The organism is Rhodococcus sp. M8, assembly GCF_015654185.1.
GTDB classification, from domain to species: Bacteria; Actinomycetota; Actinomycetes; order Mycobacteriales; family Mycobacteriaceae; genus Rhodococcus; species Rhodococcus aetherivorans.
In genome coordinates, this window is the sequence record NZ_CP064065.1 from 3765434 (window position 1) to 3791297 (window position 25864).

The following is a 25864-nucleotide window of genomic DNA, read 5'->3' on the forward strand; positions in this document are numbered from 1 at the left end:
CGTCAACCCGTCCGGCCGGCGGTCCAGGCGAGCAGGTCCTCGACCGGCCACGTGTTGATCACGTCCCCGGCTTCGACCCCGCGTTCGGCGGCCCGTTCGCAGCCGTACCCGATCCAGTCCAGCTGTCCAGGCGCGTGCGCGTCGGTGTCGATCGCGAAGCGGCAACCGAGATTCAGTGCGAGGTCGATCAGCCGCTCGGGCGGGTCCTGCCGCTCCGGGCGCGCGTTGATCTCCACCGCGGTGCTGTGGTCGCGGCACGCCGAGAACACCGCCTCGGCGTCGAACCGCGACTCCGGGCGGGTGCCGCGCCCACCCTGCACCAGCCGGCCCGTGCAGTGCCCGAGCACGTCGACGTGCGGGTTCTGCACCGCCTTCAGCATCCGCTTCGTCATGACCGCCCGGTCGGCCCGCAGATTCGAGTGCACGCTCGCCACCACGACGTCGAGTTCGGCGAGCAGACCCTCGTCCTGGTCGAGGGTGCCGTCGTCGAGGATGTCCACCTCGATCCCGGTGAGAATGCGAAAGGGGCGGCCGCTGTCCGCGAGGACGCGGTTGAGGTCGGCGACGACCCCCAACTGGGTGCGCAACCGCTCGGCCGTGAGCCCGTTGGCCACCTTCAGCCGGGGGGAATGGTCGGTGAGCGCGCAGTATCGGCGCCCGAGTGCCGCGGCGGTCCGCATCATCTCGGCGATCGGGCTGCCACCGTCCGACCAGTCCGAATGCACGTGGAGATCGCCCTGCAGGGCCTCCAGCAGTTCCGCACCGCCGCGGCCGATCGGCTCGGCCTCCGCGCGCAGCTGCTGCAGGTACGCGGGCACCCCGTCGAAGGCTTCCCGGATCACGGTGGCGGTCTTCGGGCCGACGCCGGCGAGGGCGGTCCAGCTGTCCGTACGGCGCCGTGCGGCGCGCTGCTCGGGGCTCAACCGGGCGACGACGTCGGCGGCGTGGCGGTAGGCCTTCACGCGGTAGCTCTCGGCCCGGTCGCGTTCGAGCCAGAACGCGACCTCCCGCAGGGCGTCCACCGGGTCCATGCGTCCATTCTCGCCACGGCGGTCCGTAGCGTGGGGCACATGCGCACAAATGCGAGGTGGCGGCGGACGGTGACCGGAACCGCGATCGGGGTGGCCGGAGGGACGCTGGCGCTGGCCGGGGTCTCGGCCCGGGTCGCGGCGCCCGCGGCGGGGCGGCTGTACACCCTCGCCGACGCGCCGACGGCGCCGGTGGTGATCGTGCCGGGTGCCCGGGTCCGGAACGGATGGCCCATGCCGATGCTGCGCGGGCGCCTCGACGTCGCCGTCGCTCTGCTCGCGGACGGCCGCGCCCGCAGCGTGCTCGTCTCGGGCGACGCGGGGGGCCGGTCCGGGGACGAGATCGCGGCGATGACCGGCTATCTGGTGGCGCACGGCGTGGGACGGGAAGTGATCGCCACCGACCCCTACGGGCTCGACACATACGACACCTGCCATCGCGCCGCACAGGTCTACGGCGTGACGACGGCCCTGATCGCCACCCAGGACTTCCATCTTCCGCGGGCCGTCGCGCTGGGGCGGCGCGCAGGGATCGACATGGCCGGCGTGGTGGCCGGGTGCGACTGCCGGCTGCGCACCCGGGTGCGCAACGTGCTGCGCGAGTATCTGCTGTCGCGGCCGAAAGCGCTTGTGGAGATGCACTTTCCGCGGCCGCCGCGCGTGGGGTCGGCCACGGACGGCACGTCGACCGGGATCCTCGCCTAGGGTCGTCGCATGCGACCTTCAGCCCTGATCACCGGTGGCGGCCGCGGCGTCGGCGCCGCCATCGCCCGGGAACTCGCCCCCAGCCACGACCTGCTGCTCGGGGGCCGGCGCGCGGAGTCGCTCCGGGCGATCTGCGAGGAGATCCCGGAGGCGGTGCCGTGGCCGGTCGACCTGCTCGACCACGAGGCGGTGGCCACGGCCTGCTCGGGCATCGACCGGTTGGACGTGCTGGTGCACAACGCGGGCCTCGCCGAGCTCGGGACGATCGCCGACGGCGGAATCGCGCAGTGGCGGGAGATGTTCGAGTCGAACGTGGTGGCGGTGGTGGAGCTGACGCGTCTGCTCCTGCCGGCGCTGCGGGCCGCGAACGGCCATGTCGTGCTGCTCAACTCGGGGGCCGGGCTGAACGCGAAGGCCGGCTGGGGTGCGTACGCCGCCAGCAAGTTCGCGTTGCGCGCGTTCTCCGACGTCCTGCGGCAGGAGGAGCCGGCGCTGCGGGTGACATCGGTGCATCCTGGCCGGATCGACACCGACATGCAGCGTGCGATCGTCGCGAGCGAGGGCCGGACCTACGAACCGGAACGCTTCCTGAAGGCGTCGACCGTGGCGCGCGCAGTGCGCCAGGCGGTCCAGACACCGGCCGACGCGCACCCGACGGAGATCGTGCTGCGGCCCCGCTGAGCCGTCGTCAGAACGGCAGCGGAATCACGACCGGCGCCCCGTTCGGCAGCTGGATGCGGATCTGCGGTGGTGGCGGCGGGGCAGGCGCCGGGGCAGGCGCCGGAGCCGGTGCCGGTGCCGGGGGAAGCGGCTCCGGCGCAGGCGGCGGGGGAGGCGGCGGTGGCGGTGGCGGTGGCGGTGGCGGCGGTGGTGGCGGCGGCTCCGGGGGTGGCGCCGGGGCCCGCGGCGCGGGCGCCGCAATGTCCACGTCCGGCACCAACGCGGGAGACGGTTCCGGTGCGGGCGGCGGTACCGGGTCGATCGCCCCGGGTGCCGGTTGCTTGGGGCCGGCACCGATGGGCACCGCCAGCAGATTGCCGGTGGTGACGTCGACGACGGTCAATTCACCGACGGGCGCCGCACCCGGCTGCACCACGAACAGCCGTTCCTCGTCGAGGCCCGACCAGCCCTCGCCTTCGAGATCCTGACCCGAGGACAGGACGGGGGAGAGCAGCGGGCTCCCCGGTGCACACCGCACGCGGGGGACGCCCCGGTCGTCGACGAGAACGACGGTTCCGGCCTCGAGGACGGACTGCACGGGCACCGCGCGCCCGCCGCGATACTCGTGATCGGTGACCCGGGTGTCCGCACGCAGCAGCACCGGCGTCAGTGTGCGCAGGTATCCCCGGGCGTCGGCGACGTCGAACACGTCGAGCCAGGCCTCCTGCTTGGCCGGGTCCTGCTCGAGCGTGCCGGCGAGCCGCTCGCGGTCGCACAGCTCGCGCTCCAGGCTGCCGCCGTAGAGCCCGGTCCGGTCTCCGGACACCGTCACCGGGCCGTCGTCGGGAACGGGAAGCTCGGCCTGCGGTGCCGGTGGAACGGCGACCGGTACCTGGTCGGGCAGGAGCAGGACGCTCCACGGATGCTCACCGCGCGACGTCGCGAGGTCCAGGCGTACCGGCTCGGTTCGCGACGGACCGTCCGTGGAGCATCCCCCCACGGCGAGCGCAGTCAGCGCGAGTACCATCCCGAATCCGCGCGCAGCGGTGCCGGCGGCCACCCGCCCATGGTAGGCGGAACCCCTCCGCATCTCGGGTGGTTTCGGTCGGCTTCAGCCCTCGGGCGTCAGCCGGAGGCGGGCGATCCGACGGCCGTCCAACTCGCTCACGGTGAGGCGATGGCCGTCGACGGTGATGCTGTCGCCGAGTCGTGGAAGGCGCTGGAGGCGGTGCAGCATGCACCCCGCGACGGTCTCGTAGGGGCCTTCGGGCAGCCCGATCCCGGTGGCGCGTTCGAAGTCCTCGACGATCAGCAGACCGTCCACCTGCTGTGTTTCGGGCTGCGCCGGAGCGGGCGTGACCGAGGCCTGCTCGGTCGGTTCGAACTCGTCGCCGATCTCGCCGACGATCTCCTCGACGATGTCCTCGAGCGTCGCGATCCCGGCGGTGCCGCCGTACTCGTCGACGACGAGGGCGATCTGGTCGTTGTTCCGGCGCATCAGCGACAGTGTCGCGAGTGCCGGTTTGGAGCCGGGCAACGAGAGGATGGGCCGGCACACGTCGGCGACGGTCGAGGCGTTCGCCGGATCGGCGAGCAGCAGGTCGCGCAGGTGCACGAAGCCCACGACGTCGTCGAGCGACGATCCGACGACGGGGTACCGGCTGTGCGTACCCGCCAGCGCCTGTTCGCGCGCCGCCGGGATCGGGGTGCCGGCGGGCAGGAAGTCGACCTCGGTGCGCGGACGCATCACCTCGAGCAGCGATCGCTGTCCGGCGTCGAACACCTCCGCGAGCACCGTGCGCTCGTCCTCCGGCACTGCCGAATGGCCGAGCAGCAGTTCGCGCAGCTCCTCGTGGGTGATCTCCTCGCTCCGGCGCGCCGGGTCGGCTCCGAGCAGCCGGACGAGTCCGTCGGTGGAGACCGACAGCAGCCGGATCACCGGTCGCATCAGGGTGGCGAACCGGTCCAGGGCCGGTGCGGTCAGCAGCGACACCCCGGTGGCCCGCTGCAGGGCGATGCGCTTGGGGACGAGTTCGCCGAGCACCAGGGAGAGGTAGGCGATCACCAGTGTGGTGCCGATGAGGGCGGCGGCGCTCGCCGCCGCGGCGGGCAGCCCCCACGACTCGAGGGCCGGGGCGAGGTTCGGTGCGATGGTCGAGGCGCCGTAGGCAGCGGAGAAGAACCCGGCCACCGTGACGCCGATCTGCACCGCGGACAGGAAACGGTTGGGATCCTTCGCCAGCGCGGCCGTCCGGCGGCCGCGCCGGCCGCGTTCCTCGAGTGCACGAATCTGACTCTCGCGCAGCGACACCAGGGCCAGCTCGGTGCCGGCGAAGACGCCGCCGATCAGGACGAACACCAGGACCAGCAGGATGTCGACGAGCGCCGACCCGGTCATGGCGGCCACCCGGGACCGTCGGCCATGTCGTGTCTCCTCACCGGGAAGACGCGGGATACGGCTCCCAGTCTAGGAACGCGGCGGCGGTTCGGATACCGATCGCACGGCCTCCGGAGGGGGATGTTCCACGTGAAACAGTTCGGGTTCAGGAGGCGGGGAGGGTCTGCATGTCCTCCTGGCTCCAGTAGGCCTTCATGCTCGTGATCCGCGCGTCGTCGTCGAAGGTCATGACGTCGATGACCTCCATGACGAGATCCTGCTCGCCGAGGTGGGTGGTGAGCCGGAACAGGAAGGCCGCGTTGCCGGCGGCGATCCTCAGGGTGAGCAACTCGCCGGTCTGGGTGAGCGGCTCGATCATCGAGTAGAACTCACGCAGGGACGCCTCGGTGGTGCGAACGTCCGTGCCGATCGGGTCCTCGACCGTGGCACCGGGGGCGTAGAGGGCGAGCACCTCGTCGGTGGTCCCTTTCGCGACCGACCGGATGTAGGACTCGACGGTGGCGCGGATCGCGACGGGAGTCGGGGCCATGCGAAAACCTCCGTTGCTAGAACGTGTTCTAGCAACGGAGGTTAGCAGCGCGCGCCGGGACTGGGAATGTCCGGCGTTGCCGCCGCTGCGCCTCGGCCCGCGCACCGGGATCCCCACGCCGGGGGATCAGGCCCCCGCGTCGGCCGTCGGGAGCAGGCGTTCGAGGACGTCAGCGAGGGTGATCAGCCCGACCACCCGGCCGTTGTCGGTGACGGTGGCCAGGTGGTTGCGGGTCTCGCGCATGGTGCGCAGCGCCTCGTACACCGGCACCGCCGTCTCGAGGGTCAGCGCCGGGCGCATCAACTCGACCGCGGTGATCCCCGCCGCGGCGTGCAGGCTGTCCCGCACGTGCACCACCCCGTCGACGTGCCCGTTGCCCCGCACGAGCAACCGCAGGTGCCCGGTGCGCCGGGCGGTGTCCCGGATCTGCGCGGCGTCCGCGTCAGGGGTGACACTGCTCGGGCGGGCGTTGGGGCGGACGATGTCGCCGACGGTGAGGGCCTCGAGTTCGAGCGCGCTGGTCAGGTGCCCGTGGTAGCGCTCGTCGAGGGTGCCCACGGTGGCCGAGTGCTCGACCAGGTGCCGCAACGCATCCGGGTCCTGTCCGGCGCCGACCTGGTCGACCGGGACGACACCGACCCGCCGCAGGCACCAGTTGGCCAGGTGGTTGAGCTGCACGATCACCGGCCGGGTCAACCACATGAACGCGCGCATCGGGAGCGCGAGCATGGTCGCCGACTTCTCCGGGTGCGCGATCGCCCAGGACTTCGGGGCCATCTCCCCGACCACCAGATGCAGGAACGTCACGATGATCAGCGCCAGGACGAAGCCGGCGACGTCGGCCAGCCAGAGCGGAGCGCCCCAGTCCTCGAACACGGGAGTGAGCCAGTGGTGCACGGCGGGCTTGGTCACCGCACCGAGGGCCAGGGTGCACACGGTGATGCCGAGCTGGGACCCGGCGAGCAGGACCGACAGCTCCGAGGCGCTGCGCAGCGCCGCGCGGGCGGCACGGCTGTGCGGGGCGGCGTCCTCGAGGCGGTGCCGGCGGGCGGCGATGAGCGCGAACTCGACCGCGACGAAGAATGCGCTCGCCGCGATCAGTCCGACGGTCACGGCGAGCACGATCCAGGGATTACTCATCGCCGGTCACCTCGCCGTCGGTGCGCACGGTCACCAGCACCGAGGACGGCACACGCCGGTCGATCTCGCGGACCTCGGCGATCAGCGTCCGCGCCGGGGGTGCGCTCTCGTGCACCAGATCGGCCGGGTCGGGCTCCAGCGGGATCGCGACGGTGTCGCCGACGGCGGGCAGGCCGCCGAACTCGGCGATGACCAGGCCGGCGAGGGTTTCGTAGTCGCCCTCGGGCAGCTCCTGGTCTAGGGTGCGGGCGACCTCGTCGAGGTGCACGTCGCCGCGGATGACCCAGCCCTCACCCTGGCGGGTGATCACCTGCGTCTCGACGGCGGTGTCGTGTTCGTCGGCGATCTCCCCGACGAGTTCCTCGGCCATGTCCTCGACGGTGACGACGCCGGCGAAGCCGCCGTACTCGTCGACCACCAACGCCATCTCCTCCTGCCCCTCGGTCAACCGGGCCAGCACATCGGGCAGCGGCAGCGTCGTGGGCACGATCACCGCGGGCCGGCACACCGTCCCGGCCGTCCCGGTCGTCGCGTCCAGGGCGAGCAGATCGTGCAGATGCACCACACCGCGCAGGTCGTCGGCGGAGAAGCCGACGACCGGGTACCGGGTGTGGCCCTCGCTCATCCTCGCCAGCACCCGCGTCACGGGTTCCCCCGCGCGGACGTAGTCCACGCGGGCACGCGGAATCATGGCGTGCTCGGCGGTGCGGGTCGGGAAGTCGAGGATCCGGTCGAGCAGGGTCGACAACTCCGTGGGCAGATCGCCGGCGTCGCGCGATTCGGCCACGATGTGCTCGAGGTCGCGGACGGTGGCCGAGTGCTCCACGTCGTGCACCGGTTCGATCCGCAGCGCGCGCAGCAGCAGGTTCGACGAGGCGTCGAACAACCGGATCAACCAGCCGAACAGCTTCAGGTAGAGCGTGGTGGACAGCGCCAGCCATCGAGCGACCGGCTCGGGCCGGGCGATCGCGAGGTTCTTCGGGAACAGCTCCCCGAAGACCATCTGCACCACGGTGGAGAACAACACCGCCAGCACCGTGCCGACCGCCACCCCGACCGCGGTCGGGATGCCGACACCACCGAGGAGCTCCCCGAGACCGCTGCCGATGAGCGGTTCGGCGACATAGCCGACGAGCAGGCCGGTCACGGTGATGCCGAGCTGAGCGCCGGAGAGCATGAACGAGGTGCGGCGGGTGACCGACAGGGCGCGGGCCGCGGCGGCGTCGCCGGCTTCGGCACGCGCCTTGAGCCGGGACCGGTCCACCGCCATGTAGGCGAATTCCTGGGCCACGAAATAGCCGGTCAGGGCCGTGATCGCCAGGACCACGAGGATGCCGAGTGCGATACCGAGGACGGTCAGCACGGTCGGCTCCGATGGGCGGTGACGGACGGGGCGTCACTCGGGGGCGGGGAGGGTCTTCGAGGTTTGCGCTTGGCGCGTCTCATGGCTCTCTCTGCAATAGACGACGACTTCCTGTCACAGAATACGACGAATCGGGCCGCCGACGAGTTCCCTCGTGCGGTGCCGACCCGGTCACAGGGGTCCGGCACCGCACGACGACGCGACACCCGGGCGACGACGGCGCGAATACCGCGCCGGAGCCGTCGGCAGTGCTTGGCTGTTCTGGCAGACGGCCACATCGTGAGGAGCCTCGATGAGCGACACCACCGCTTTTCCCCTGCCCGGACACGCCGGCACCCTGTCCGCCCGGTGCTGGGTCCACGACGACCCGCGGTACGTCGTGCTGCTGTGCCACGGCTACGGCGAGCACGCCGGCCGCTACGAATACGTGGCCACCCGACTGATCGCCGACGGTGCCGTGGTCTATGCCGTCGACCACGCCGGGCACGGGCTCAGCGAGGGGGAACGCGTCCTGATCGGGGACTTCGAGAAGGTCGTGGACGACTTCCGTCTGCTCGACGTCAAGGCCCGCAGCGAGCATCCCGGCCTGCCGGTGGTGCTCGTCGGGCACTCCATGGGCGGGCTGATCGCCGCCCGCTACGCCCAGCGCTACGGTTCCGAACTGACCGCGGTGGTGCTGTCCGGTCCGGTGCTGGGCCGCTGGCCCGCCCTCGAGGCGATGCTCGCGGCGGAGGAGATCCCCGACGCACCCATCGACCCCGCGACGCTGTCGCGCAACCCGGAGGTGGGCCGCGCGTACGTGGACGATCCACTCGTCTGGCACGGCCCCTTCAAGCGGCCCACCGTCGAGGCACTGCAGCGTTGCCTCGACGCCGTCACCGGGGCAGGCACCGTCGGCGACGTGCCCGTCCTGTGGCTGCACGGCGAGGACGACCAGCTCGTCCCGCTCCCGGGCAGCCGCGAAGGCTGGGCCACGTTCGCCGGACCACGGTCGACGTCGAAGGTGTATCCCGGGGCACGGCACGAGATCTTCAACGAGACCAACCGTGACGACGTGCTCGACGACGTCGTCGATTTCGTGCGTGGGGTCCTTCCGGATCGGGGGTGATCCGAAAGGACACCACGGCGGCGCAGCCGCCTACTTGACCACGTTCACCATCTTGCCCGGTACGACGATCACCTTCCGCGGAGCGGCACCCTCGAGGAGGGCGGCGATCTTCTCGTCCGCGAGCGCCGCGGCCTCGATCGCCTCCCGGTCCGCGTCGGCCGGCACGGTGATACGGCTGCGCACCTTGCCGTTGACCTGGATCGGGTACTCGACCGTGTCCTCGACGAGCCACTTCTCGTCCGCCACCGGGAACGGACCGTGGGCCAGCGACTCGGTGCGCCCGAGCCGCGACCACAGCTCCTCGGCGAGGTGCGGGGCCACCGGGGCCAGCATGAGCACGAGCGGCTCCACCGCCGTCCGCGGCGCCCCGTCCGGGTACGCCTTGGTGAGGTGGTTGGTGTACTCGATCAGCTTGGCGATGGCGGTGTTGTCGCGCAGGCCCGCGTAGTCGTCGGACACGCCCGCGATCGCCTTGTTGAGGGCGCGCAGCGTCTCGTCGGTCGGCTCGGCGTCGGTGACCCGCAGCGCGCCGGTCTCCTCGTCGATCGCGGCCCGCCACACCCGCTGCAGGAACCGCTGCGCCCCGACGACGTCCTTCGTCGCCCACGGCCGGGACTGGTCCAGCGGGCCCATCGACATCTCGTACACACGCAGCGTATCGGCGCCGTAGTCGTCACAGATCTGGTCCGGCCCAACGGAATTCTTCAGGGACTTGCCCATCTTCCCGTACTCGCGGTGGACTTCCTCACCCCGGTGGAAGAACTTCCCGTCGCGTTCCTCGACCTCGTCGGCGGGCACGTACACGCCGCGCGAATCGGTGTAGGCGTACGCCTGGATGTAGCCCTGGTTGAACAGGCGCCGGTACGGCTCGGACGAGGTGACGTAGCCGAGGTCGAACAGCACCTTGTGCCAGAACCGCGCGTACAGCAGGTGCAGCACGGCGTGCTCGACACCGCCGACGTACAGGTCGACCCCGCCGGGGTCGTGCGGGCCGTGGATCTGCGGGCGCGGACCGGTCCAGTACGCCTCGTTCTCCTTGGCGCAGAACTCGTCCGGGTTCGTCGGGTCGATGTAGCGAAGCTGGTACCACGAGCTGCCGGCCCACTGCGGCATGACGTTGGTGTCGCGGGTGTAGTGCTGCAGCCCGTCGCCGAGGTCGAGTTCGACGTTCACCCACTCGTCGGCCTTGGCCAGCGGGGGCGACGGCTCCGAGCTCGCGTCCTCGGGATCGAACGACACCGGCGCATAGTCCTCGACGTCCGGAAGTTCCACCGGCAGAGCAGATTCCGGCAGAGCGTGCGGGTTTCCGTCGGTGTCGTAGACGATGGGGAACGGCTCTCCCCAGTACCGCTGCCGGGCGAACAGCCAGTCCCGCAGCTTGTACTGGATGGTGCCGGTGCCCGCACCCGACTCCTCGAGCTTCGCGACGACCGCCTTCTTCGCGTCGGCGACGCTCAGCCCGTTCAGGTAGCCGGAGTTCACGAGCGCCCCCTCGCCGGTGTACGCCTCCTCCGAGATATCTCCGCCCGCAATCACTTCCACGATCGGCAGGCCGAACGCGGTGGCGAACTCCCAGTCGCGCTGATCGTGGCCGGGCACGGCCATGATCGCGCCCGTGCCGTACCCGGTGAGCACGTAGTCCGCGATGAACACGGGCAGCGACTGCCCGTTCACCGGGTTGACGGCGTAGGCGCCGAGGAAGACGCCGGTCTTCTCCTTGCTCTCCTGCCGCTCGAGATCGGACTTCGCGGCGATCGACGCCCGGTAGGCGGCGACGGCCTCGGCCGGGGTGGCGGCGCCACCGGTCCAGCGCTCGTCGACACCCTCCGGCCATGCAGAGGCGACGATCTCGTCGACGAGTGCGTGCTCGGGCGCCAGCGTGACGTAGGTCGCGCCGAACAGCGTGTCGGGGCGCGTGGTGAACACCTCGATCGTGGCATCCGGACGGCCGGCGGCGGATTCCGCGGCGCTTCGCTCGCCCCGGACGGCGAACGTCACCTGCGCCCCGTGCGAGCGCCCGATCCAGTTGCGCTGCATGGTCTTGACCTTCTCGGGCCAGTCCAGGTACTCGAGGTCGTCGATGAGGCGGTCGGAATAGGCGGTGATCCGCATCATCCACTGCTGCAGGTGCTTGCGGAACACCGGGAAATTGCCGCGCTCGGAGCGGCCCTCGGCGGTGACCTCCTCGTTGGCCAGCACCGTGCCCAGACCCGGGCACCAGTTGACGAGGGAGTCCGAGCGGTACACCAGCCGGTACTCGTCGAGGGCGGCGAGCCGCTCCGCCTTCGACAGCGACGCCCAGTCGCGGCCGTCCGCGAGGGTGCGGGTGCCGGCGGCGAGCTCGGCGGCGAGCTCGTCGATGCGGCGCGCCTTGTTCTGCTCCGGGTCGTACCAGGCGTTGTAGATCGTCAGGAAGATCCACTGGGTCCAGTGGTAGAAGTCGACGTCCGTCGTCGCGACCGAGCGGCGCTCGTCGTGGCCCAGCCCCAGCCGGCGCAGCTGCCGCTGCATGTTCTCGATGTTCGCCTCGGTCGTGGTGCGCGGGTGCGTGCCCGTCTGCACCGCGTACTGCTCGGCCGGCAGCCCGAACGCGTCGTAGCCCAGCGTGTGCAGGACGTTGTGGCCCAGCATGCGGTGGTACCGGGCGTACACGTCGGTGGCGATGTAGCCGAGGGGGTGACCCACGTGCAGGCCCGACCCGGACGGGTAGGGGAACATGTCCTGCACGAACAGCTTGTCCTCGGGAACGTCGCCGGCGAGCGGGCCGACCGGGTTCGGCGCGTTGAACGTGCCGCGCTCACGCCACAGATCCTGCCAACGCCGCTCGATCCGGCCGGCGAGATCGGCGGTGTATCGGTGTTGCGGGGTAGCGTCGGACGACGGTGTGGAAGGCTGCGCAGGACGAGTCACGGTGGTCGCTATCTACTTGGCTGACGTCATTTACCTCCGACCAGGGTAGAGCCTGGCCCGACCCGGCCCGACCAGCGGCTGTGCCTCCCACGTATCCTCGAGGGGTGCTGATCGTCGCCATCGTCTTGTTCGTGCTCGCTCTCGCCGTCGGCGGGATCGCCGTCGCCGGACTGACCGGGCGGCTGCCGCGTAACCGGTGGGCGGGCGTGCGCACCGCCGACGCCCTGCGCGACGAGACGACGTTTGCCCTGGCCAACAAGGTCGCCGCCCCCAGTCAGCTCGGTGCGGCAGGCCTGCTCGTCCTCGGCGGCGTGGGCGTGCTCGCGCTCGATACGGTCCCGGGTCTGATCGCCGTCGTGGGTGCCGTGATCGCGGCCTTCTTCACCGCCGGTGTGGGCGGCTCCATCGGCGCCCGCGTCGCGGCGGCCAGCGCACCGGCCGAGACCGCCGGGTGCGGCACGTCGTGCGGGGCGTGCAGCCTGCGCGGCGCCTGCGAGCCGACCGCCTGAGCGCAGCGCACGGCGCAGGGTGACCGCCTGAGCGCAGCGCACGGCGCAGGGTGACCGCCTGAGCGCGGTTCCCTCCGGTCGAGAGGTTCTCAACCCCGCGTCCGGGGGAGATACTGACAGGGTGACTCCGGCACTGGCCGGTGCCCGGCTGAAGTCGACGATCCGCGACGCGGCCGCCGCGGCGACGGACTCCGCCGAGTTCCGGGAGGTGGTCCTGGACGCGATCCGCGCCCGGGTGCCGTACGACGGGGTCTGTCTGGCCACCATCGATCCCGCGGCTCTCGTCCCGACCACACTGACGACCCGCGGATACGAGGTGCCGCGGGCCTATGCGTCCGCCCTCGAGTTCGAGTACGGCGAGGACCCCCAACCGGGCCGGTTCGACTCGCTGCTGCACCGGGAGGTCCCCATCCGGACCCTCCGCGAGGTGACCGGCAACCGCGTCAGGAGCAGCCGGCAGTATGCCGAACTGCTCGCGCCCTACGGGATGCAGGACGAGGTACGCATGCTCTTCCGCGGCCGCGACGGAGCCTGCTGGGGCGCGTGCACGATGAGCAGGCGGCCCGGCCCGGAGTTCGCCGACGAGGAGCTCGAGACCCTGGGCACGGTGCTCACCGACATCGGGGAGGGGTTGCGCACCACCCTGTTCCGCGACGGCACCCGCACCCCCCACCCCGGCTCCGAGGGACCTGCCGTCGCGATCGTCGGCCCCGAGGACGAGTTCGAGTCGATCACCGTCCCCGCACTCGAGTACTTCGAACGGCTCGGCTGGGGGCCGCCCGGCAGGCCCGTGCCCACCGCGCCCGCGGTGTCGGCAGCACTGTGGCTGCGGCGATCCGGGACGGATTCCGCGGTCTTGCGGGCCCGCACCCTCGACGGTGAGTGGGTCGTGATCCGCGTCGGGCGGTTCGACGGCGAGCACCCGCCGCGGCGCGTGCTGATGACCGTGGAGCGGGCGCAACTCCCGGAGATCGTGAGCCTGGCCGCGGCAGCGCACGGGCTGACCCGGCGCGAGTCGGAGGTACTCACGCAGGTTCTCGCCGGCAGGACCCGTCACGAGATGGCCCGTGTCCTGGGCATCAGCCCGTACACGGTGCAGGATCACCTCAAGGCCGTGTTCGCCAAGACCGGCGTCAACAGCCGCGCGAGTCTCGTCGCCAAGCTGGCCCACACCGAGTACGTACCGCGCCTCGGTCAGCGCATCGGCCCCGACGGCTTCTTCACCGAACGACGTTCCCCGGAGCCGGCTTCGGCCCCGAAGAGCTGAACCGCGCGCCCCTCGGCGACTCGGCCTGCGAAGCTCATTCCCAGCGCCGCACGCGCCGGTAGCGAGGGTTCCACCAGAACCGGTGCACGAGCCGCAGCGGCACGGGCAGCTCGCTCAGCACGCGGCGGGCCTGCTCGGGGGTGGCCCCCTCGACGACGTACGGACCCAGCTGCGCGATGTCGCTGTAGGCCAGTTCCTTGACGGCGGCCTTGGACAGCGCCTGCCATTCCTGCGCGGTGATCACCTCCTTGATGAGCGGGAACGCGTCGCGCTCCTCGTGCGCGAGGTGCGACTGCAGCAGCGCCACGAGGTCGTCGATCCGATGCGGCACCTGCCGCGGGCCGTGCTCCCGGTCGTCGAACGCGTCCTCCAGTGCGGCGAGCGTGGGATCGATGAGGGAGTGCTCGGCCTCCATGTCGTCGAGCACTGCGAGGTCGTCGGGGCGGTCCGCGAGCTTGCGGCGCATCAGCGGCCAGATGTGGGTGTCCTCGATCCGGTGATGGTGGTGCAGTTCCCGGCTGAAGCCGTGCCACCCGACGAGCAGGGCGTCGTGCGTCTCGTCGTTCTCGGTGCCGTAGGTCTGGGCCACGTGCGCAAGGCGCGTGGCGTCGCGGCGGAACGCGGCGTGCAGCAGCGTCATCACGTCCATGTCGTCGTCGGTCAATGCAGTGGACTTGGTGGTGGTCATGTCGTCGACCTCGATCCCGTCGTGCTCGAACCCTTGCTTTCGAGCGTGCGACCGGCGAGGGCGGCGCTCAATCCCACATTCGGGGAGATCGGGAGGCGGGCGGCGGCGGTTCGCCGTTCCCTACGCTGGGCCCGTGACCACCCGCCGCGTGATCGACCCCGCCGGGGCCCTGTTCGGGCTGGGGCTGCCCCTCGTTGCCGCCGGGGCGGCGCTGCTGCTGCCGCGACTGTGGGAGTCGCGCCTGCCCCCGCGGATCGCCACGCACTGGTCCGGGTCGGCACCGGACGGATTCTCGGACCCGGCGTCGTTCTCGTGGACGATGGCGCTGGTGATCCTGCTGGTCGGCGGCGGCTGCAGCGCGATCGCGGCGCTGGCCCCCGCAATGCTGATGATGCGGCGCTACATGCTGGTGCTCGGTCTCGGGGTGACCGGCCTGCTGTTCACCCTGTGCGCGACGGTGCTCGTGGGCCAACTGGACGCGCCGGCCGAGCAGGCGCAGCTGCCGATGTGGAGCATCGGGGCGGGCGTCGCGCTCGGCGTCGCCGTCGGGATACTCGGGGCGTCGCTGCTGCGGGACCACCGGGTCCGGCGATCCGCCGTCGCCCGCCCCGATCCGGCGCTGCCGCGCGGCCCGGTCGAGCTGCCGATCGTCGAGCAGGTCGGCACCGGAACGCGCACCACCCTCGTGCTCGCGGCGCTGGTCCTGGCCCCCGCGGTCCTCGTGTGCGGCGCGGCGCGCAGCTGGTGGCCGCTGGCGATCTTCCTGCCGGTCGCCGTGCTCGTGCTGAGCCTGCTGCGGTTCCGCGTCGTCGTCGACGACACGGGCGTGCGGGTGCAGAACCTCGGGATGACCGCGGTGGACTACGGTCTCGACGAGATCGTCGGCGCGAAGGTCGCTCACGTGCGTCCCTTCCAGGACTGGGGCGGGTGGGGACTGCGCGCCAAGGGCCGGGGCCGGTACGGCCTCGTCACGATCACCGGTCCCGCGCTGGTGGTCACCGTCGCCGGAGGGCAGGAGTTCACCGTCACCGCGTCGCAGGCCGAGCGCATGGCCGGCGCGCTCAACACCCTCGCCGATCGTCGCTGACCGGTGCGATCCGAGGACGCGGGCTACGCGAACAGCCCGCGCGTACGCGGCTGATCCGGTCTAATGGGAGCGATTGCCGACGAGTACGGAGGCCGACGTGAGCCATCGGAAGCAGTTGCACCCAGACGGAGTCCTCGAACCGGCGTACACCGGGCGCATCGACAGTGAGCCGGTTCCGGCGCTGCGGCTGCCGAAGCACTCGATGGATCCGGGGGAGGCGTACCGGTACATCCACGACGAGCTGATGCTCGACGGCAGTTCGCGGCTGAATCTCGCCACCTTCGTCACCACGTGGATGGAGCCGCAGGCCGATGTACTCATGGCCGAGACGTTCGACAAGAACCTCATCGACAAGGACGAGTACCCGGCGACCTCGGCGATCGAGGAACGCTGCGTGGCGATGGTCGCCGACCTGTTCCACGCGCCGGGACTGTCCGACGTCGATGCGGCGTCCGCGACGGGTGTGTCCACGATCGGCTCGAGCGAAGCGGTGATGCTCGCGGGCCTGGCGCTCAAGTGGCGCTGGCGGGCCCGGCGGCAGGCGGCCGGCCAGGACGCCTCACGCCCGAATCTGGTGCTGGGCAGCAACGTTCAGGTGGTGTGGGAGAAGTTCTGCCGCTACTTCGACGTGGAGGCGAAGTACCTGCCGATGGAACCCGGCCGCTACGTGATCACCTCCGATCAGGTGCGGGAGGCGTTGGACGAGAACACGATCGGTGTCGTCGCGATCCTGGGTACCACGTACACCGGTGAGCTCGAACCGGTGGCCGAGATCGCCGGGATGCTCGACGACGTGGCCGACGCGGGCGGTCCCGACGTGCCGCTGCATGTCGACGCGGCGAGCGGCGGATTCGTCGTGCCGTTCCTGCATCCGGAACTGGAGTGGGACTTCCGGGTGCCGCGTGTGGTGTCGATCAACGTCAGCGGGCACAAGTACGGCCTGACCTACCCGGGCATCGGGTTCGTGGTGTGGCGCGACAAGGAGTACCTGCCCGAGGACCTGGTCTTCCGGGTCAACTACCTCGGCGGGGACATGCCGACCTTCACCCTGAACTTCTCCCGGCCCGGGAACCAGATAGTCGGCCAGTACTACAACTTCCTGCGGCTCGGCCGCGACGGATACCGCCGGGTGATGAAGACGCTACGGTCCACCGCGTGCCGGCTGGCCGAGCAGATCGCCGGGATCGAGGGGATGCGCCTGATCTCCGACGGCACCGCCATCCCGGTGATCGCGTTCGAGCTCACCGGGGATCCGGGCTTCACCGTGTTCGACGTCTCGCACGAGCTGCGGACACACGGCTGGCAGGTGCCGGCCTACACGATGCCGGCCGACGCCCAGGACGTGGCGGTCCTGCGGATCGTGGTCCGGGAGGGGTTCAGCGCCGACCTCGCGCGGCAGCTGTTCGCCGACCTCGCGCGGGTGTGCGCCGAGTTGCGGAAGGAGGGACCGCTCCGGCACACCAGCGAACAGCACTTCGCGCACTGACCGCCGGGTCACTCAGTTCCGCTCGACCTCGATGGGGTGCGTGGCCAGCAATGCGAGCGGTAGCGGCTGCCGGCGCAGCACCCGCGCCCACAGGTCGACTCGCGGCGGTCCGAGGATGTCCTGGGGGAGGGCGGAGATGACCATCCAGTCGTCGTTGCGGAGTTCGCCATCGAGCTGGCCGGCGCTCCACCCGGCGTAGCCGGCGAAGATGCGGATGCCTTCCACGAGCGGGCCGATGACGGCCGGGTCGGAGTCGAGGTCGATCATGACCACCCGCCCGTCGATCCGGCGCACCCCCGGCACGCCCTCGACGGAGACGCCGACGCGCAGCGTGCCCAGGCACAGCGCCGAGTCGCGCCGGACGGGGCCGCCGACGTAGAGCGCCTTCGGATCGGCGCTGAGCGCCGTCCACTGCGGCAGCACGGCCTGGACCGCGGTGTCGCTGGTGCGGTTGAGCACCACGCCGAGGCTGCCCACGTCGCCGTGCTCGATGATGTAGACGACCGTTCGCCGGAAGGTCGGCTCGACGAGGTCGGTGGCCGACACGAGCAGGGTTCCGGGCCGGACGGCCGGTGTCGCCGGTGCCGTGCGGTCCTCGGGTTCGTCCTGATGCTGCGCCACCCCGACATCATCCCACCGTCGCCGACGGCGCGTGGCGGCAAGGCGGGGGAGTTGTTCAGGACAGCCCGACGGTCTCGGCGAGCACCGCGAGGTGATGGTCGAACAGCTGCCCGGGGTCGGTGAAGGTGTCGGTGCCGTACTGGCCGAAGACCTCGAAGTTCACGGCCCCGAACAGGGCGGCCCAGACCAGCACGCCGCGCGCGAGGACGGCGTCGGGAACGCCGGTGCCGAGTTCGGCGCGGATCCGGCCCAGGTCGGCGGTGAGGGTGTCCGGCACGGCGACGGTGGTGGGGATGCGGAGGGTGCCGGCGGCGTGGGCGTCGCCGAGGATGCGGACGAGCCGGACGACGACACGGGTGCCCGGACCCGTGGTCCGCTCGGCGGGGGCGTGGTAGCCGGGGACCGGGCTGCCGAACAGCAGGGCGTAGCGCGCGGGTTCGCGCAGCGCCCAGGCGCGCACCGCGTGGCCGAGCACGCGGAACTGCTCGGCGTGGGCGTCCGCGGCGACGTCGGCGAGCGCCTCGTCGACCGTGTCGGCGAGTTCGGTGTAGCCGTCGACGACGAGGAGGGTGAGCAGTTCGTCGCGGCTGGCGACGTAGCGGTACACCGCCGAGGAGACGACGCCGAGGTCGCGGGCGACGGCGCGCAGGGACAGCGCGGCGGCTCCGTGGGTGGAGAGGTGTTCGCGGCCGATCCGCAGGATGTCGGCCATCGTCTGCTGCCGGGCGCGGGCGCGGGGGGTTCCGGTCATGTCCCTCACCCTGCCAGATGTGCGAGCACCGTCAACAAAAGTGAGCACTGCTCTTGACTTTGCGCACCCGGGGGCGCATCGTGATGTCAGACAGAGAGCAGTGCTCACATTTCGAAGGAGCTGACCACCATGTCGAATCTGCAGGTCGTCACCGGAGCCGGGCCGGTCGGCTGGACCGTCGCCGAACAACTCGCCGACCGGGGCCACCGCGTCCGCGTCCTCACCCGGTCCGGCAACGGCCCCGAGCACCCGCTCGTCGAACGCCGCCGGGTCGACGTCTCCGATCCCGCCCGGCTCGGCCCCGCGCTCGAGGGTGCCGGTGCCGTGTACCACTGCATCCACGGCTCGGCCTACCGCGCCGACATCTGGGAGCGCGAACTGCCGGCGGCGGAGAGCACGGTCCTCGAGGCGGCCGGGCGCACGGGCGCGGTGGTGGTCTTCCCCGAGAGCCTGTACTCCTACAGCGAACCGGACCGGGTCATGACCGAGGACTCGCCGCGCGCGAGCACCACCGGCAAGCGGGGCGTGCGGGCCCGACTGCTGGACCGCCGCGCCGAAAGCGCCACCCCGACCGTGAGCGTGGTCGCGTCCGACTTCTTCGGCCCCCACGCCCGCACCGCCCACGCGGGCGAGCGGATGGTGCCGGCCATCCTGGCCGGGCGCAGCCCCCGCGTGCTCGGCTCACCCGACGTGCCGCACTCGTTCACGTACGTGCCGGACCTGGCCGCCGCCATGATCGCGGCCGCGGCGAATCCCGCGGTGTGGAACCGGGTCCTGCACGCTCCCACCGGTCCGGCCGGCACGCAGCGCGACCTCGTCGCCGCGTTCGCCGCGGCCGCGCAGGTGCCGGCTCCGAAGGTCGGCACGATTCCCACCTGGATGCTGCGCGGCGCCGCGCTGGTCAACCGCGACGCCCGCGAACTGACCGAGATGCTCTACCAGTTCACCGATCCGTTCGTCATGGACTCCGCGTACAGCGAGGAACTCCTCGGCCTGCGCCCGACGCCGCTGCCCGAGGCCGCGGCCGCGACGGTGCGATGGTGGCGCGAGCGGTGACACTCACTTCCCGGTCTGGGAGGCGGCCGCCCGCTCGTCGAGGTCCGCGAGCGTGATCGGGTGCCGCGGGGGCTCGTCGACGACGACGGTGCGGGTGACCCGGAGCTCGCCGTCGACGTGCAGCAGCTCCCCGCAGCGCAGGTCCGACCAACCCGGATCCTCGTCCATGCGCTCGCTGGCGACCACGACCGCCGGGTGCCGTGCCAGGTGGCCCGAGCGCACCCGGACCGTGCCGGCCTCGCTGGCATGCTCGAGATGGCGGCCGCCCTGCGGGCCGCCGGCGGGACGCTCGAGGACGAACAGGTCGTGGGTGTCCGGATAACGCAGCGCCCACAACTGCGTCGCGGTCGTGAGCACGACGTTCAACGCGTAGACGGGCAGATTCTCGGCGGCCCACCGGACCGCGGCAGTCAGCCCCGCGCCGACGTCGCCGCCGTGCTCGTCGATGCGACGGGTGACGAGCGCGAAGAAGCGCTCCGAGTCCGTCTCGCCCGTCACCAGGTCGCGGTACGGGCCGAGCTCGGCCTCGAGCCGCGGCAGATCGCCGAGGACGCCGTTGTGGGCGAACAGCCGCCCGCGCTGCTCGAACGGGTGCGTGTTGCCCACGTCCAGGCCTCCCGTCGAGGCGAACCGGATGTGTGCGAGGAACGTCTGTGACCGCCGCTCCTTCGCCTCCGTGGCGAACGCGCGGTCCTCGTACGCCGCCAGCGGCTGCTTCTCCACCACCGGGCGGCCGTCGTCGGTGAACGTCCCGAGCCCGGTGCCGTCCGGTTCACGCCGGCTCTGCCGGGCGAGCGAATCCGATGCGTCGAGCAGCCAGAAGGTGGCGTGCACCCGGTGCGGCGCGGCGGTCAACCCGAACAGTCGGCACATGACGGGACGTCCCCTCTTCCGGAAGTTGCCGGTTGCGCCGAGGGTAGGCCGGAAAACCTCGCCGGGGAGGCGGAACCGTCGTCGCGGGGCGACCCCGCACCGGACGGATAGTGTCGGACACTGTGCGGGAGTCGAGACGGCAGGCGTGGCGATCCACGGCGACGGCTCTGCGCCGATCGCCGGGACTGGCGCGGCTGACGGTCGTCCGCTTCGCCAGCCAGTTCGGGGACGGACTGTTCCAGGCCGCCCTCGGTGGGGCGATCCTGTTCAATCCGGAGCGCCAGACCGATCCCGCCGCGATCGCCGCGGGATTCGCGGTGTTGCTGCTGCCCTACTCGGTGGTCGGGCCGTTCGCCGGCGCGCTGCTCGACCGCTGGGACCGCCGGCTGGTGCTGCTCGCCGCCAATGCCCTGCGCGGCGTGCTCATCCTCGCCATGTCGGCGCTGCTCCTCACCGGCGGCGGATCCACCGCGCTGCTGCTGCTCGCGCTCGCCGCCGTCGGCGTCAGTCGCTTCGTGCTCGCCGGGGTGTCGGCGTCCCTCCCGCACGTCGTGCGCCAATCATGGCTCGTACCGGTCAATTCCGTGCTCGCGACGGTAGGATCGGGGATCTCTGCCCTCGGGGCGGGCATCGCGGTCACCACGATCGGCCTCGTCGGGGAAGGCGACTTCGGCTCCGGGGTGGCGGTGGCGCTCGGCGTCTCGGGCTCCGTGGTCGCCGCGCTCGCCGCCGGCGGCTTCGCCCGTCATGCGCTCGGTCCCGACCGTGCCGTGCTGCGCCACCCGATCCGGGCCGTCGCCGCCGGTCTGCACACCGGTGCCACGGCGGTGTGGGAGGCACCGGGGGTCACGGTCGCGATGATCGGTATCGGTGCGCACCGCATCGTGTTCGGCATCGACACACTCATCATGGTGCTGGTGCTGCGCGACGCCGACGGGGCCACGCTGCCGGGCGGGCTCGTCGGGTTCGGCGTCGCCGTGGGCGCCACCGCCACCGGGATGCTCGTCGCGGCGGTCGCCGCCCCGCTCGTCATCCCGCGCCTCGGCCGGCCCCGCACCGTCGTCACGGCACTGATCTGCGCGGGCGTCGTCCAGCTCGTCCTCGTCACCGGGTTCGACGAGACGGGACTGCTCGTCGCCGCGTTCCTGCTGGGTCTCGTCGGTCAGACCATCAAGCTCACCGGGGACGCCGCGATGCAGATCGAGATCGACGACGCCCGTCGCGGGCAGGTCTTCGCCCTGCAGGACACCGTGTTCAACATGGCGTTCCTCGCGGCGATCGTCGCGGGCGCCCTGGTCGTCGCGCCCGACGGCCGCAGCCCGGCGCTCGCGCTCGCCGGGGTGGCGGTGTACGTCGCCGGTCTGGTCGCGGCGACGACGATCCGGCGGCTCCGCATGTGAGTCTCCGCGGTTTCGGGCGCCGGATTTGTTAGGTTCTCCGGGGCATTTCCCCGAGTATCCGGAGGAGAACGCGATGGCACGCAGGCACCGCACGCCGCTGGCTGTTCTCGCCCTGGTCTCGTCGACCCTGCCGCTGTTCGCGCTGCCCGCCCAGGCGTCGCCCGCCCCGCCCGTCAACTCGTGCGGCGAACCGGGCTTCGATCCCGCGGTCGAGCCCCCGGACCCCGACGCGCCGCAGCTGCCACGGATCGAGATCCCGCCCGTCGTGAAGATCCCCCTGCCGTACCCCGAGATCGTCCCGGTCCCGGTCCCCGGCCCGGCGCCGGACAACACCCGCGTGCCGCAGGAGCCGTTGCCCGCCGACCCGTGCGCCGACCCGTGCCCGGACCTCGGTTTCGCGACGGGCGCTCCCGACGCCCTGCCCGGCGTCTCGAGTGGCTCGAGCGGCTCGAGTGGCTCGAGTGGGTCTGCCGGCTCGAGCGGGTCCTCGAGTTACCTGCCGCGCGTCGAGCTGGATCCGCAGCCGGAGACGATCCCGATTCCCGTGCCCGGCGCGCCGGGTGCACCCGTCCCACCGGCCCCGCCACGGGAGAATCCGCCGTTCGAGCCGGGTACCGTCACCGCCCGGCCACCCGCCCCCGCCGTGGGCGACGTCGAGCTGGTCTCCCAGCTGACCGGTCCCGGCTCGGAGAACCGCACCGATGCGCGCTGGGCCGTGCACGGCACCGACCTCGGCATCGTGTGGGAGACGCGCCCCGGCGAGGTCGCCCTCGCCTTCGGGGACACGTTCGGGCTCGAATGGACGCCGCCGGGCGGGGCCGGCGGAGACTGGCGCAGCAACGTCCTGGCATTCAGCCGCGACACCGACCTGGCGGACGGCCTCACCATCGACGCGATGGTGCAGGACAGCCCCTGCCACGCCGCGGAGATCCTCGACGCCCGGCATGTGAAGAACTTCGAGACGACCGTCATCCCCACCTCCGGCTTCGCGATCGGCGACCGCCAGTACCTGAGCTACATGTCGGTGCGACGGTGGAGCGTCGTGCCGGGCATGTGGTACACCAACCACGGCGGCATCGCCTACTCCGACGACCACGGCCAGACATGGACGAAGGACCCGCATGCCCGCTGGGACAACGTGTTCGGGCTCGGCCGGTTCCAGGTCGCGACGATGGTGCCGCACGGCGACCACGTCTACATGTTCGGCACTCCGAACGGCCGCGTCGGATCGGTGGGCCTGGCCCGCGTGCCGGTCGACGACGTGCTCGATCCCTCCGCGTACCAGTACTGGGTGCACGACCGCTGGATGCCCGTCTTCGAGCAGCTCGCCACCCCGCTCGCCGACGGCGCGGCGAGCGAGCTGTCGGTGCGGTTCGACGCCGGACGAGGCCGCTGGCAGATGAGCTACCTGGAACCGATCGCGGGCGAAATCGTTCTCCGCGAGTCGGATTCGCCGCAGGGCGTCTGGTCCGATGCCGCGACGCTGGTACGGACCTCGGACTACCCGAAGGCATACGGCGGCTTCATGCACCCGTGGTCCCACGGCGCGGACCTGTACTTCACCGTGTCCGAGTGGGACAGCTACAACGTCTACCTGATGCGCGCCCGCCTGAACTGAATCACTCTCGCGCGCAACGTGAGCCGAGCGAATGTATCGTTCACCTCCTCAGTCCGACGGAACGATACATTCGCTCGGTCAGCGGGCGGCATGGATGCGGACCTCGGTGGCCTTGACGACGAACCACATCGTCGCACCCGGTGCGAGCGCGAGATCGGCGGCCGCGGACGTGGTGACCTCGGCGGTGATTCCGGACTCGGCGGCCCGGACGAGGACGGTGGCACCGTGGACCTCGAGCTCGCCGACGACGACGGCGAACGAGTTGCGGGGGCTGCCGTGGGGTTCCTCGGGATAGACCGCGACGGCGGCGGGGGTGAACACCGCCACCGCCGAATTCCCTGGGGCACAGTCGTCGTCGAGCACACCGCGGACCCGGCCGACGGGGGTGTCGAGTCCGTCCGCGGTGACGGTGCCGGCGAGCAGGTTCAGGCCCGCGATGCGGGCCGCGAAGGCACTGCGCGGCCGGGACAGCACGTCGCGCACCGTGCCCTCCTCGACGATCCGGCCGTCGTCGAGCACCACGGCCCGGTCGGCGAGCGCCAGGGCATCGAGGGGGTCGTGGGTGACCACCAGCGCCGTGCGTCCCGGACCGCGCAGGACGGTGCGCAGCAGCGACCGCACGGCCGGGGCGGCCGTCACGTCGAGGGCGGCCATCGGTTCGTCGAGCAGCAACAAACGCGGGTCGGCCGCCAGCGCGCGGGCAATCGCGACGCGCTGGGCCTGCCCCCCGGAGAGCTGGTGCGGCCGGCGGTCGGCGAGCTCCGTCGCGTCGACGGCGGCGAGCTGCCGCAACGCCGCGGCGCGGGCGGCCGATCGGCCGCGGCCCGCGCTGCGGGGAGCGAAGGCGACGTTGTCGAGGACGCTCAGGTGCGGGAACAGCAGCGGCTGCTGCGCGAGCAGGGCCACCCCGCGACGGTGCGGCGGCACGGCCACGCCCGCCGCGGTGTCGGTGAGCACGCACCCGTCGAGTTCGATGCGACCGTCGTCGGGCTGCAGCAATCCGGCGAGCACGTTCAGCAGCGTCGACTTGCCGGCGCCGTTGGGTCCCAGGACCGCGAGCACGCGGCCGGACTCCACGGCGACAGCCAGGTCGACGTCGCGGGACCCGACCCGGGCACGCAGCCGCAGGCCGGTCACAGTCCGCCCGCGATCCGCCGCCCCCGCGCGGCGACGACGATCACGAGGGCGGCCACGACGAGCAGCAGCGACAACGCCACCGCCGCGTCGGCGTCGGTCTCGCGCTGGAGATAGATCTCGAGCGGCAACGTGCGGGTGACACCCTGGAGGCTGCCGGCGAAGGTGAGGGTGGCCCCGAACTCGCCGAGGGCCCGCGCGAAGGCCAGCACGGTGCCGGACGCGAGGCCCGGCAGCACGAGCGGCAGGGTGACCCTGCGGAAGACGGTGGTGGGCGGCGCCCCGAGCGTCGCGGCGACCGCCTCGTACCGGGTGCCGGCGGTGCGCAGGGTGCCCTCGAGGCTCATCACCAGGAACGGCAGCGCGACGAACGTCTGCGCGAGGACAACTGCCGTGGTGGAGAACGCGATACGGATTCCGAGCACCTCGAGGTGCTCGCCGATCAGTCCGCGGCGCCCGAAGGTGTACAACAGTGCGATCCCGCCGACCACGGGCGGCAGCACGAGCGGCAGCAGCACGAGCGAGCGCAGCACCGGAAGGAAACGCACGGTGCTGCGCGCGAGCACGGTCGCCATCGGCACGCCGAGCAGGACACACAGCACCGTGGCGGCCACCGCGGTGCGCAGGCTCAGCGTCAGGGCCTGCAGGGATGCCTCGGATGTCACCAGTTCCGGGAAGCGCCGCCAGTCGACGGCGAGGATCAGCGACAGCAGCGGCAGGGCGACGAACAGTCCGCCGACGATCGCGGGGACGTGGATCCACGTCGGCAGCCCGGCCGGTCGGACGCGCGTCACGGGGCCGCGAATCCCTTCTCGGCGAGGATCCGTCGTCCCTCGGAGCCGGTCACGTACGCGACGAACGCCGCCGCCGTCACGAGGTTCGCGCCCTCGGCGAGGACGGCGACGGGGTAGGTGTTGACGGCCGCCGCGGACTCGGGGAACGGCACGGCGGTCACGTCGTCGCCGGCGCGCAGAGCGTCGGTGACGTAGACGAGCCCGGCGTCGGCCTGCCCGGTGGCGACCTTGCCGAGCACGTCCGTCACCGAGGATTCCTCGCTGACCGGCTCGAGGGTGACGCCGGCGACGTCCTCGACGCGGGCGGCCGCGGCGCCGCACGGTACCTGCGGCGCACACACGACGACGTCGAGTCCGGGACGGCTCAGATCCGCGAAAGTCTGCACGTCCTCGGGGTTTCCGGGTTCGGTGACGATGGTGAGGGTGTTGGCCGCGAAGTTCACGGGTTCGCCGGCCACGAGACCGGCATCGACGGCCCTGGTCATGTTCGCCGTGTCTGCGGAGGCGAAGACATCGGCGGGGGCACCCTGGGACAACCGCGCGACGAGGTCGGCCGAGCCGGCAAAGTCGAAAACAACATCCGTGCCGGGATTTTCGGCCTCGAACCGCACTTCGATCTCCCGGAACGGTACCTGCAGCGACGCGGCCGCGAACACGGTCAGCTCGCCGGTGACCGCCGTGGCGGGCGCAGGGTCGCCGTCGCCACCGGAGCCGCATGCGGCGAGCATCAGCGCCGAGA

The 25864-nt window shown here is 71.7% G+C and carries 24 protein-coding genes; 10 read left to right on the forward strand and 14 right to left on the reverse strand.

All coding sequences use genetic code 11. The annotated features are described in order from the left end of the window. Positions 1-2: 2 nt before the first annotated feature. A complete protein-coding gene (locus tag ISO16_RS17060; RefSeq protein WP_006947543.1) occupies positions 3-1031 on the reverse strand; it encodes a PHP domain-containing protein in 1029 nt (342 codons plus the stop codon). Positions 1032-1070: 39 nt separating this feature from the next. Here ISO16_RS17060 and ISO16_RS17065 point away from each other — a divergent pair, with 39 nt between their 5' ends. Both ISO16_RS17065 and ISO16_RS17070 read left to right on the forward strand, forming a co-directional pair. After that, positions 1071-1733, forward strand: coding sequence for a SanA/YdcF family protein (locus tag ISO16_RS17065; protein ID WP_170914002.1), 663 nt, complete (start codon positions 1071-1073; stop codon positions 1731-1733). Between the two features lie 9 nt (positions 1734-1742). Next, positions 1743-2414, forward strand: a complete 672-nt coding sequence (locus tag ISO16_RS17070) for an SDR family oxidoreductase (RefSeq protein WP_043799138.1) — start codon at positions 1743-1745, stop codon at positions 2412-2414. Positions 2415-2421: 7 nt separating this feature from the next. On the opposite strand, the gene ISO16_RS17075 is transcribed toward ISO16_RS17070, so the two are convergent. The 5 genes from ISO16_RS17075 to ISO16_RS17095 all read right to left on the reverse strand — a co-directional run bounded on the left by ISO16_RS17075 (position 2422) and on the right by ISO16_RS17095 (position 7823). Beyond that, positions 2422-3453: a DUF6777 domain-containing protein gene (locus ISO16_RS17075; protein ID WP_083662354.1), complete on the reverse strand. Its 1032-nt coding sequence runs from the start codon at positions 3451-3453 to the stop codon at positions 2422-2424. Between the two features lie 51 nt (positions 3454-3504). Beyond that, on the reverse strand, positions 3505-4791 hold the full coding sequence (locus ISO16_RS17080) for a hemolysin family protein (protein ID WP_072633874.1): 1287 nt from the start codon (positions 4789-4791) through the stop codon (positions 3505-3507). A gap of 145 nt (positions 4792-4936) precedes the next feature. Further along, positions 4937-5320, reverse strand: a complete 384-nt coding sequence (locus ISO16_RS17085; protein ID WP_072633781.1) for a nuclear transport factor 2 family protein — start codon at positions 5318-5320, stop codon at positions 4937-4939. Positions 5321-5446: 126 nt separating this feature from the next. Then, the gene (locus ISO16_RS17090; RefSeq protein ID WP_072633782.1) at positions 5447-6460 is read right to left on the reverse strand and encodes a hemolysin family protein; all 1014 of its coding nucleotides are present in this window, start codon (positions 6458-6460) and stop codon (positions 5447-5449) included. Further along, positions 6453-7823, reverse strand: a complete 1371-nt coding sequence (locus ISO16_RS17095) for a hemolysin family protein (RefSeq protein ID WP_072633783.1) — start codon at positions 7821-7823, stop codon at positions 6453-6455. The genes ISO16_RS17090 and ISO16_RS17095 overlap by 8 nt, the downstream gene beginning before the upstream one ends. Positions 7824-8115: 292 nt before the next feature. Between ISO16_RS17095 and ISO16_RS17100 the strand changes: the two genes are divergently transcribed. Then, positions 8116-8931, forward strand: coding sequence for an alpha/beta hydrolase (locus ISO16_RS17100; RefSeq protein ID WP_006934383.1), 816 nt, complete (start codon positions 8116-8118; stop codon positions 8929-8931). 30 nt (positions 8932-8961) lie between these two features. Here ISO16_RS17100 and leuS read toward each other — a convergent pair whose 3' ends face one another. Next, positions 8962-11841, reverse strand: a complete 2880-nt coding sequence (gene leuS / locus ISO16_RS17105) for a leucine--tRNA ligase (protein ID WP_072633784.1) — start codon at positions 11839-11841, stop codon at positions 8962-8964. Positions 11842-11945: 104 nt separating this feature from the next. Between leuS and ISO16_RS17110 the strand changes: the two genes are divergently transcribed. Next, on the forward strand, positions 11946-12350 hold the full coding sequence (locus tag ISO16_RS17110; RefSeq protein WP_072633785.1) for an SdpI family protein: 405 nt from the start codon (positions 11946-11948) through the stop codon (positions 12348-12350). Between the two features lie 121 nt (positions 12351-12471). Next, positions 12472-13617 carry a response regulator transcription factor gene (locus ISO16_RS17115; RefSeq protein WP_072633786.1) on the forward strand — a complete coding sequence of 382 codons (1146 nt, stop codon included), beginning with the start codon at positions 12472-12474 and terminating at the stop codon, positions 13615-13617. Between the two features lie 34 nt (positions 13618-13651). Here the strand turns inward: ISO16_RS17115 and ISO16_RS17120 are convergent, their stop codons facing one another. Next, entirely contained in the window at positions 13652-14305 is a 654-nt protein-coding gene (locus tag ISO16_RS17120; protein ID WP_072633787.1) for a hemerythrin domain-containing protein, read from the reverse strand. Between the two features lie 133 nt (positions 14306-14438). Here ISO16_RS17120 and ISO16_RS17125 point away from each other — a divergent pair, with 133 nt between their 5' ends. Further along, positions 14439-15392: a DUF1648 domain-containing protein gene (locus ISO16_RS17125; RefSeq protein ID WP_072633788.1), complete on the forward strand. Its 954-nt coding sequence runs from the start codon at positions 14439-14441 to the stop codon at positions 15390-15392. A 97-nt stretch (positions 15393-15489) separates the two neighbouring features. After that, the gene (locus ISO16_RS17130) at positions 15490-16878 is read left to right on the forward strand and encodes a glutamate decarboxylase (protein ID WP_072633789.1); all 1389 of its coding nucleotides are present in this window, start codon (positions 15490-15492) and stop codon (positions 16876-16878) included. A 12-nt stretch (positions 16879-16890) separates the two neighbouring features. On the opposite strand, the gene ISO16_RS17135 is transcribed toward ISO16_RS17130, so the two are convergent. Together ISO16_RS17135 and ISO16_RS17140 are read right to left on the reverse strand one after the other, a co-directional pair. Then, positions 16891-17499, reverse strand: coding sequence for a YqgE/AlgH family protein (locus tag ISO16_RS17135; RefSeq protein ID WP_006934398.1), 609 nt, complete (start codon positions 17497-17499; stop codon positions 16891-16893). Between the two features lie 55 nt (positions 17500-17554). Continuing rightward, complete coding sequence (locus tag ISO16_RS17140; RefSeq protein ID WP_072633790.1) at positions 17555-18250, reverse strand: TetR/AcrR family transcriptional regulator; 696 nt, start codon at positions 18248-18250, stop codon at positions 17555-17557. A gap of 129 nt (positions 18251-18379) precedes the next feature. Here ISO16_RS17140 and ISO16_RS17145 point away from each other — a divergent pair, with 129 nt between their 5' ends. Then, positions 18380-19306 (forward strand): NAD-dependent epimerase/dehydratase family protein, encoded by a 927-nt coding sequence (locus ISO16_RS17145; protein WP_050036214.1) that lies wholly within the window; start codon positions 18380-18382, stop codon positions 19304-19306. 3 nt (positions 19307-19309) lie between these two features. On the opposite strand, the gene ISO16_RS17150 is transcribed toward ISO16_RS17145, so the two are convergent. Beyond that, positions 19310-20179 carry a class II glutamine amidotransferase gene (locus ISO16_RS17150; RefSeq protein WP_072633791.1) on the reverse strand — a complete coding sequence of 290 codons (870 nt, stop codon included), beginning with the start codon at positions 20177-20179 and terminating at the stop codon, positions 19310-19312. A gap of 122 nt (positions 20180-20301) precedes the next feature. Between ISO16_RS17150 and ISO16_RS17155 the strand changes: the two genes are divergently transcribed. Both ISO16_RS17155 and ISO16_RS17160 read left to right on the forward strand, forming a co-directional pair. Then, complete coding sequence (locus ISO16_RS17155; protein ID WP_029546780.1) at positions 20302-21579, forward strand: MFS transporter; 1278 nt, start codon at positions 20302-20304, stop codon at positions 21577-21579. Positions 21580-21652: 73 nt separating this feature from the next. Next, positions 21653-23197 (forward strand): DUF4185 domain-containing protein, encoded by a 1545-nt coding sequence (locus ISO16_RS17160; RefSeq protein ID WP_072633792.1) that lies wholly within the window; start codon positions 21653-21655, stop codon positions 23195-23197. Positions 23198-23275: 78 nt separating this feature from the next. On the opposite strand, the gene ISO16_RS17165 is transcribed toward ISO16_RS17160, so the two are convergent. From ISO16_RS17165 to modA, 3 genes are read right to left on the reverse strand one after another with little or no spacing between them, the layout of a single operon-like run. Beyond that, a complete protein-coding gene (locus ISO16_RS17165; RefSeq protein ID WP_072633793.1) occupies positions 23276-24334 on the reverse strand; it encodes a sulfate/molybdate ABC transporter ATP-binding protein in 1059 nt (352 codons plus the stop codon). Next, the gene (locus ISO16_RS17170; RefSeq protein ID WP_072633794.1) at positions 24331-25125 is read right to left on the reverse strand and encodes an ABC transporter permease; all 795 of its coding nucleotides are present in this window, start codon (positions 25123-25125) and stop codon (positions 24331-24333) included. The genes ISO16_RS17165 and ISO16_RS17170 overlap by 4 nt, the downstream gene beginning before the upstream one ends. Further along, positions 25122-25853, reverse strand: a complete 732-nt coding sequence (gene modA / locus ISO16_RS17175; protein ID WP_072633875.1) for a molybdate ABC transporter substrate-binding protein — start codon at positions 25851-25853, stop codon at positions 25122-25124. The genes ISO16_RS17170 and modA overlap by 4 nt, the downstream gene beginning before the upstream one ends. Positions 25854-25864: the final 11 nt, after the last annotated feature.

Coding starts and splice junctions, on each gene's coding strand:
- ISO16_RS17145 (WP_050036214.1), top strand. CDS start 18,380: ATGTCGAATCTGCAGGTCGTCACCGGAGCCGGGCCGGTCGGCTGGACC.
- ISO16_RS17065 (WP_170914002.1), top strand. CDS start 1,071: ATGCGCACAAATGCGAGGTGGCGGCGGACGGTGACCGGAACCGCGATC.
- ISO16_RS17060 (WP_006947543.1), bottom strand. CDS start 1,031: ATGGACCCGGTGGACGCCCTGCGGGAGGTCGCGTTCTGGCTCGAACGC.
- ISO16_RS17100 (WP_006934383.1), top strand. CDS start 8,116: ATGAGCGACACCACCGCTTTTCCCCTGCCCGGACACGCCGGCACCCTG.
- ISO16_RS17160 (WP_072633792.1), top strand. CDS start 21,653: ATGGCACGCAGGCACCGCACGCCGCTGGCTGTTCTCGCCCTGGTCTCG.
- ISO16_RS17080 (WP_072633874.1), bottom strand. CDS start 4,791: ATGACCGGGTCGGCGCTCGTCGACATCCTGCTGGTCCTGGTGTTCGTC.
- ISO16_RS17070 (WP_043799138.1), top strand. CDS start 1,743: ATGCGACCTTCAGCCCTGATCACCGGTGGCGGCCGCGGCGTCGGCGCC.
- ISO16_RS17120 (WP_072633787.1), bottom strand. CDS start 14,305: ATGACCACCACCAAGTCCACTGCATTGACCGACGACGACATGGACGTG.
- ISO16_RS17085 (WP_072633781.1), bottom strand. CDS start 5,320: ATGGCCCCGACTCCCGTCGCGATCCGCGCCACCGTCGAGTCCTACATC.
- ISO16_RS17140 (WP_072633790.1), bottom strand. CDS start 18,250: ATGACCGGAACCCCCCGCGCCCGCGCCCGGCAGCAGACGATGGCCGAC.
- modA (WP_072633875.1), bottom strand. CDS start 25,853: ATGCTCGCCGCATGCGGCTCCGGTGGCGACGGCGACCCTGCGCCCGCC.
- ISO16_RS17150 (WP_072633791.1), bottom strand. CDS start 20,179: ATGTGCCGACTGTTCGGGTTGACCGCCGCGCCGCACCGGGTGCACGCC.
- ISO16_RS17090 (WP_072633782.1), bottom strand. CDS start 6,460: ATGAGTAATCCCTGGATCGTGCTCGCCGTGACCGTCGGACTGATCGCG.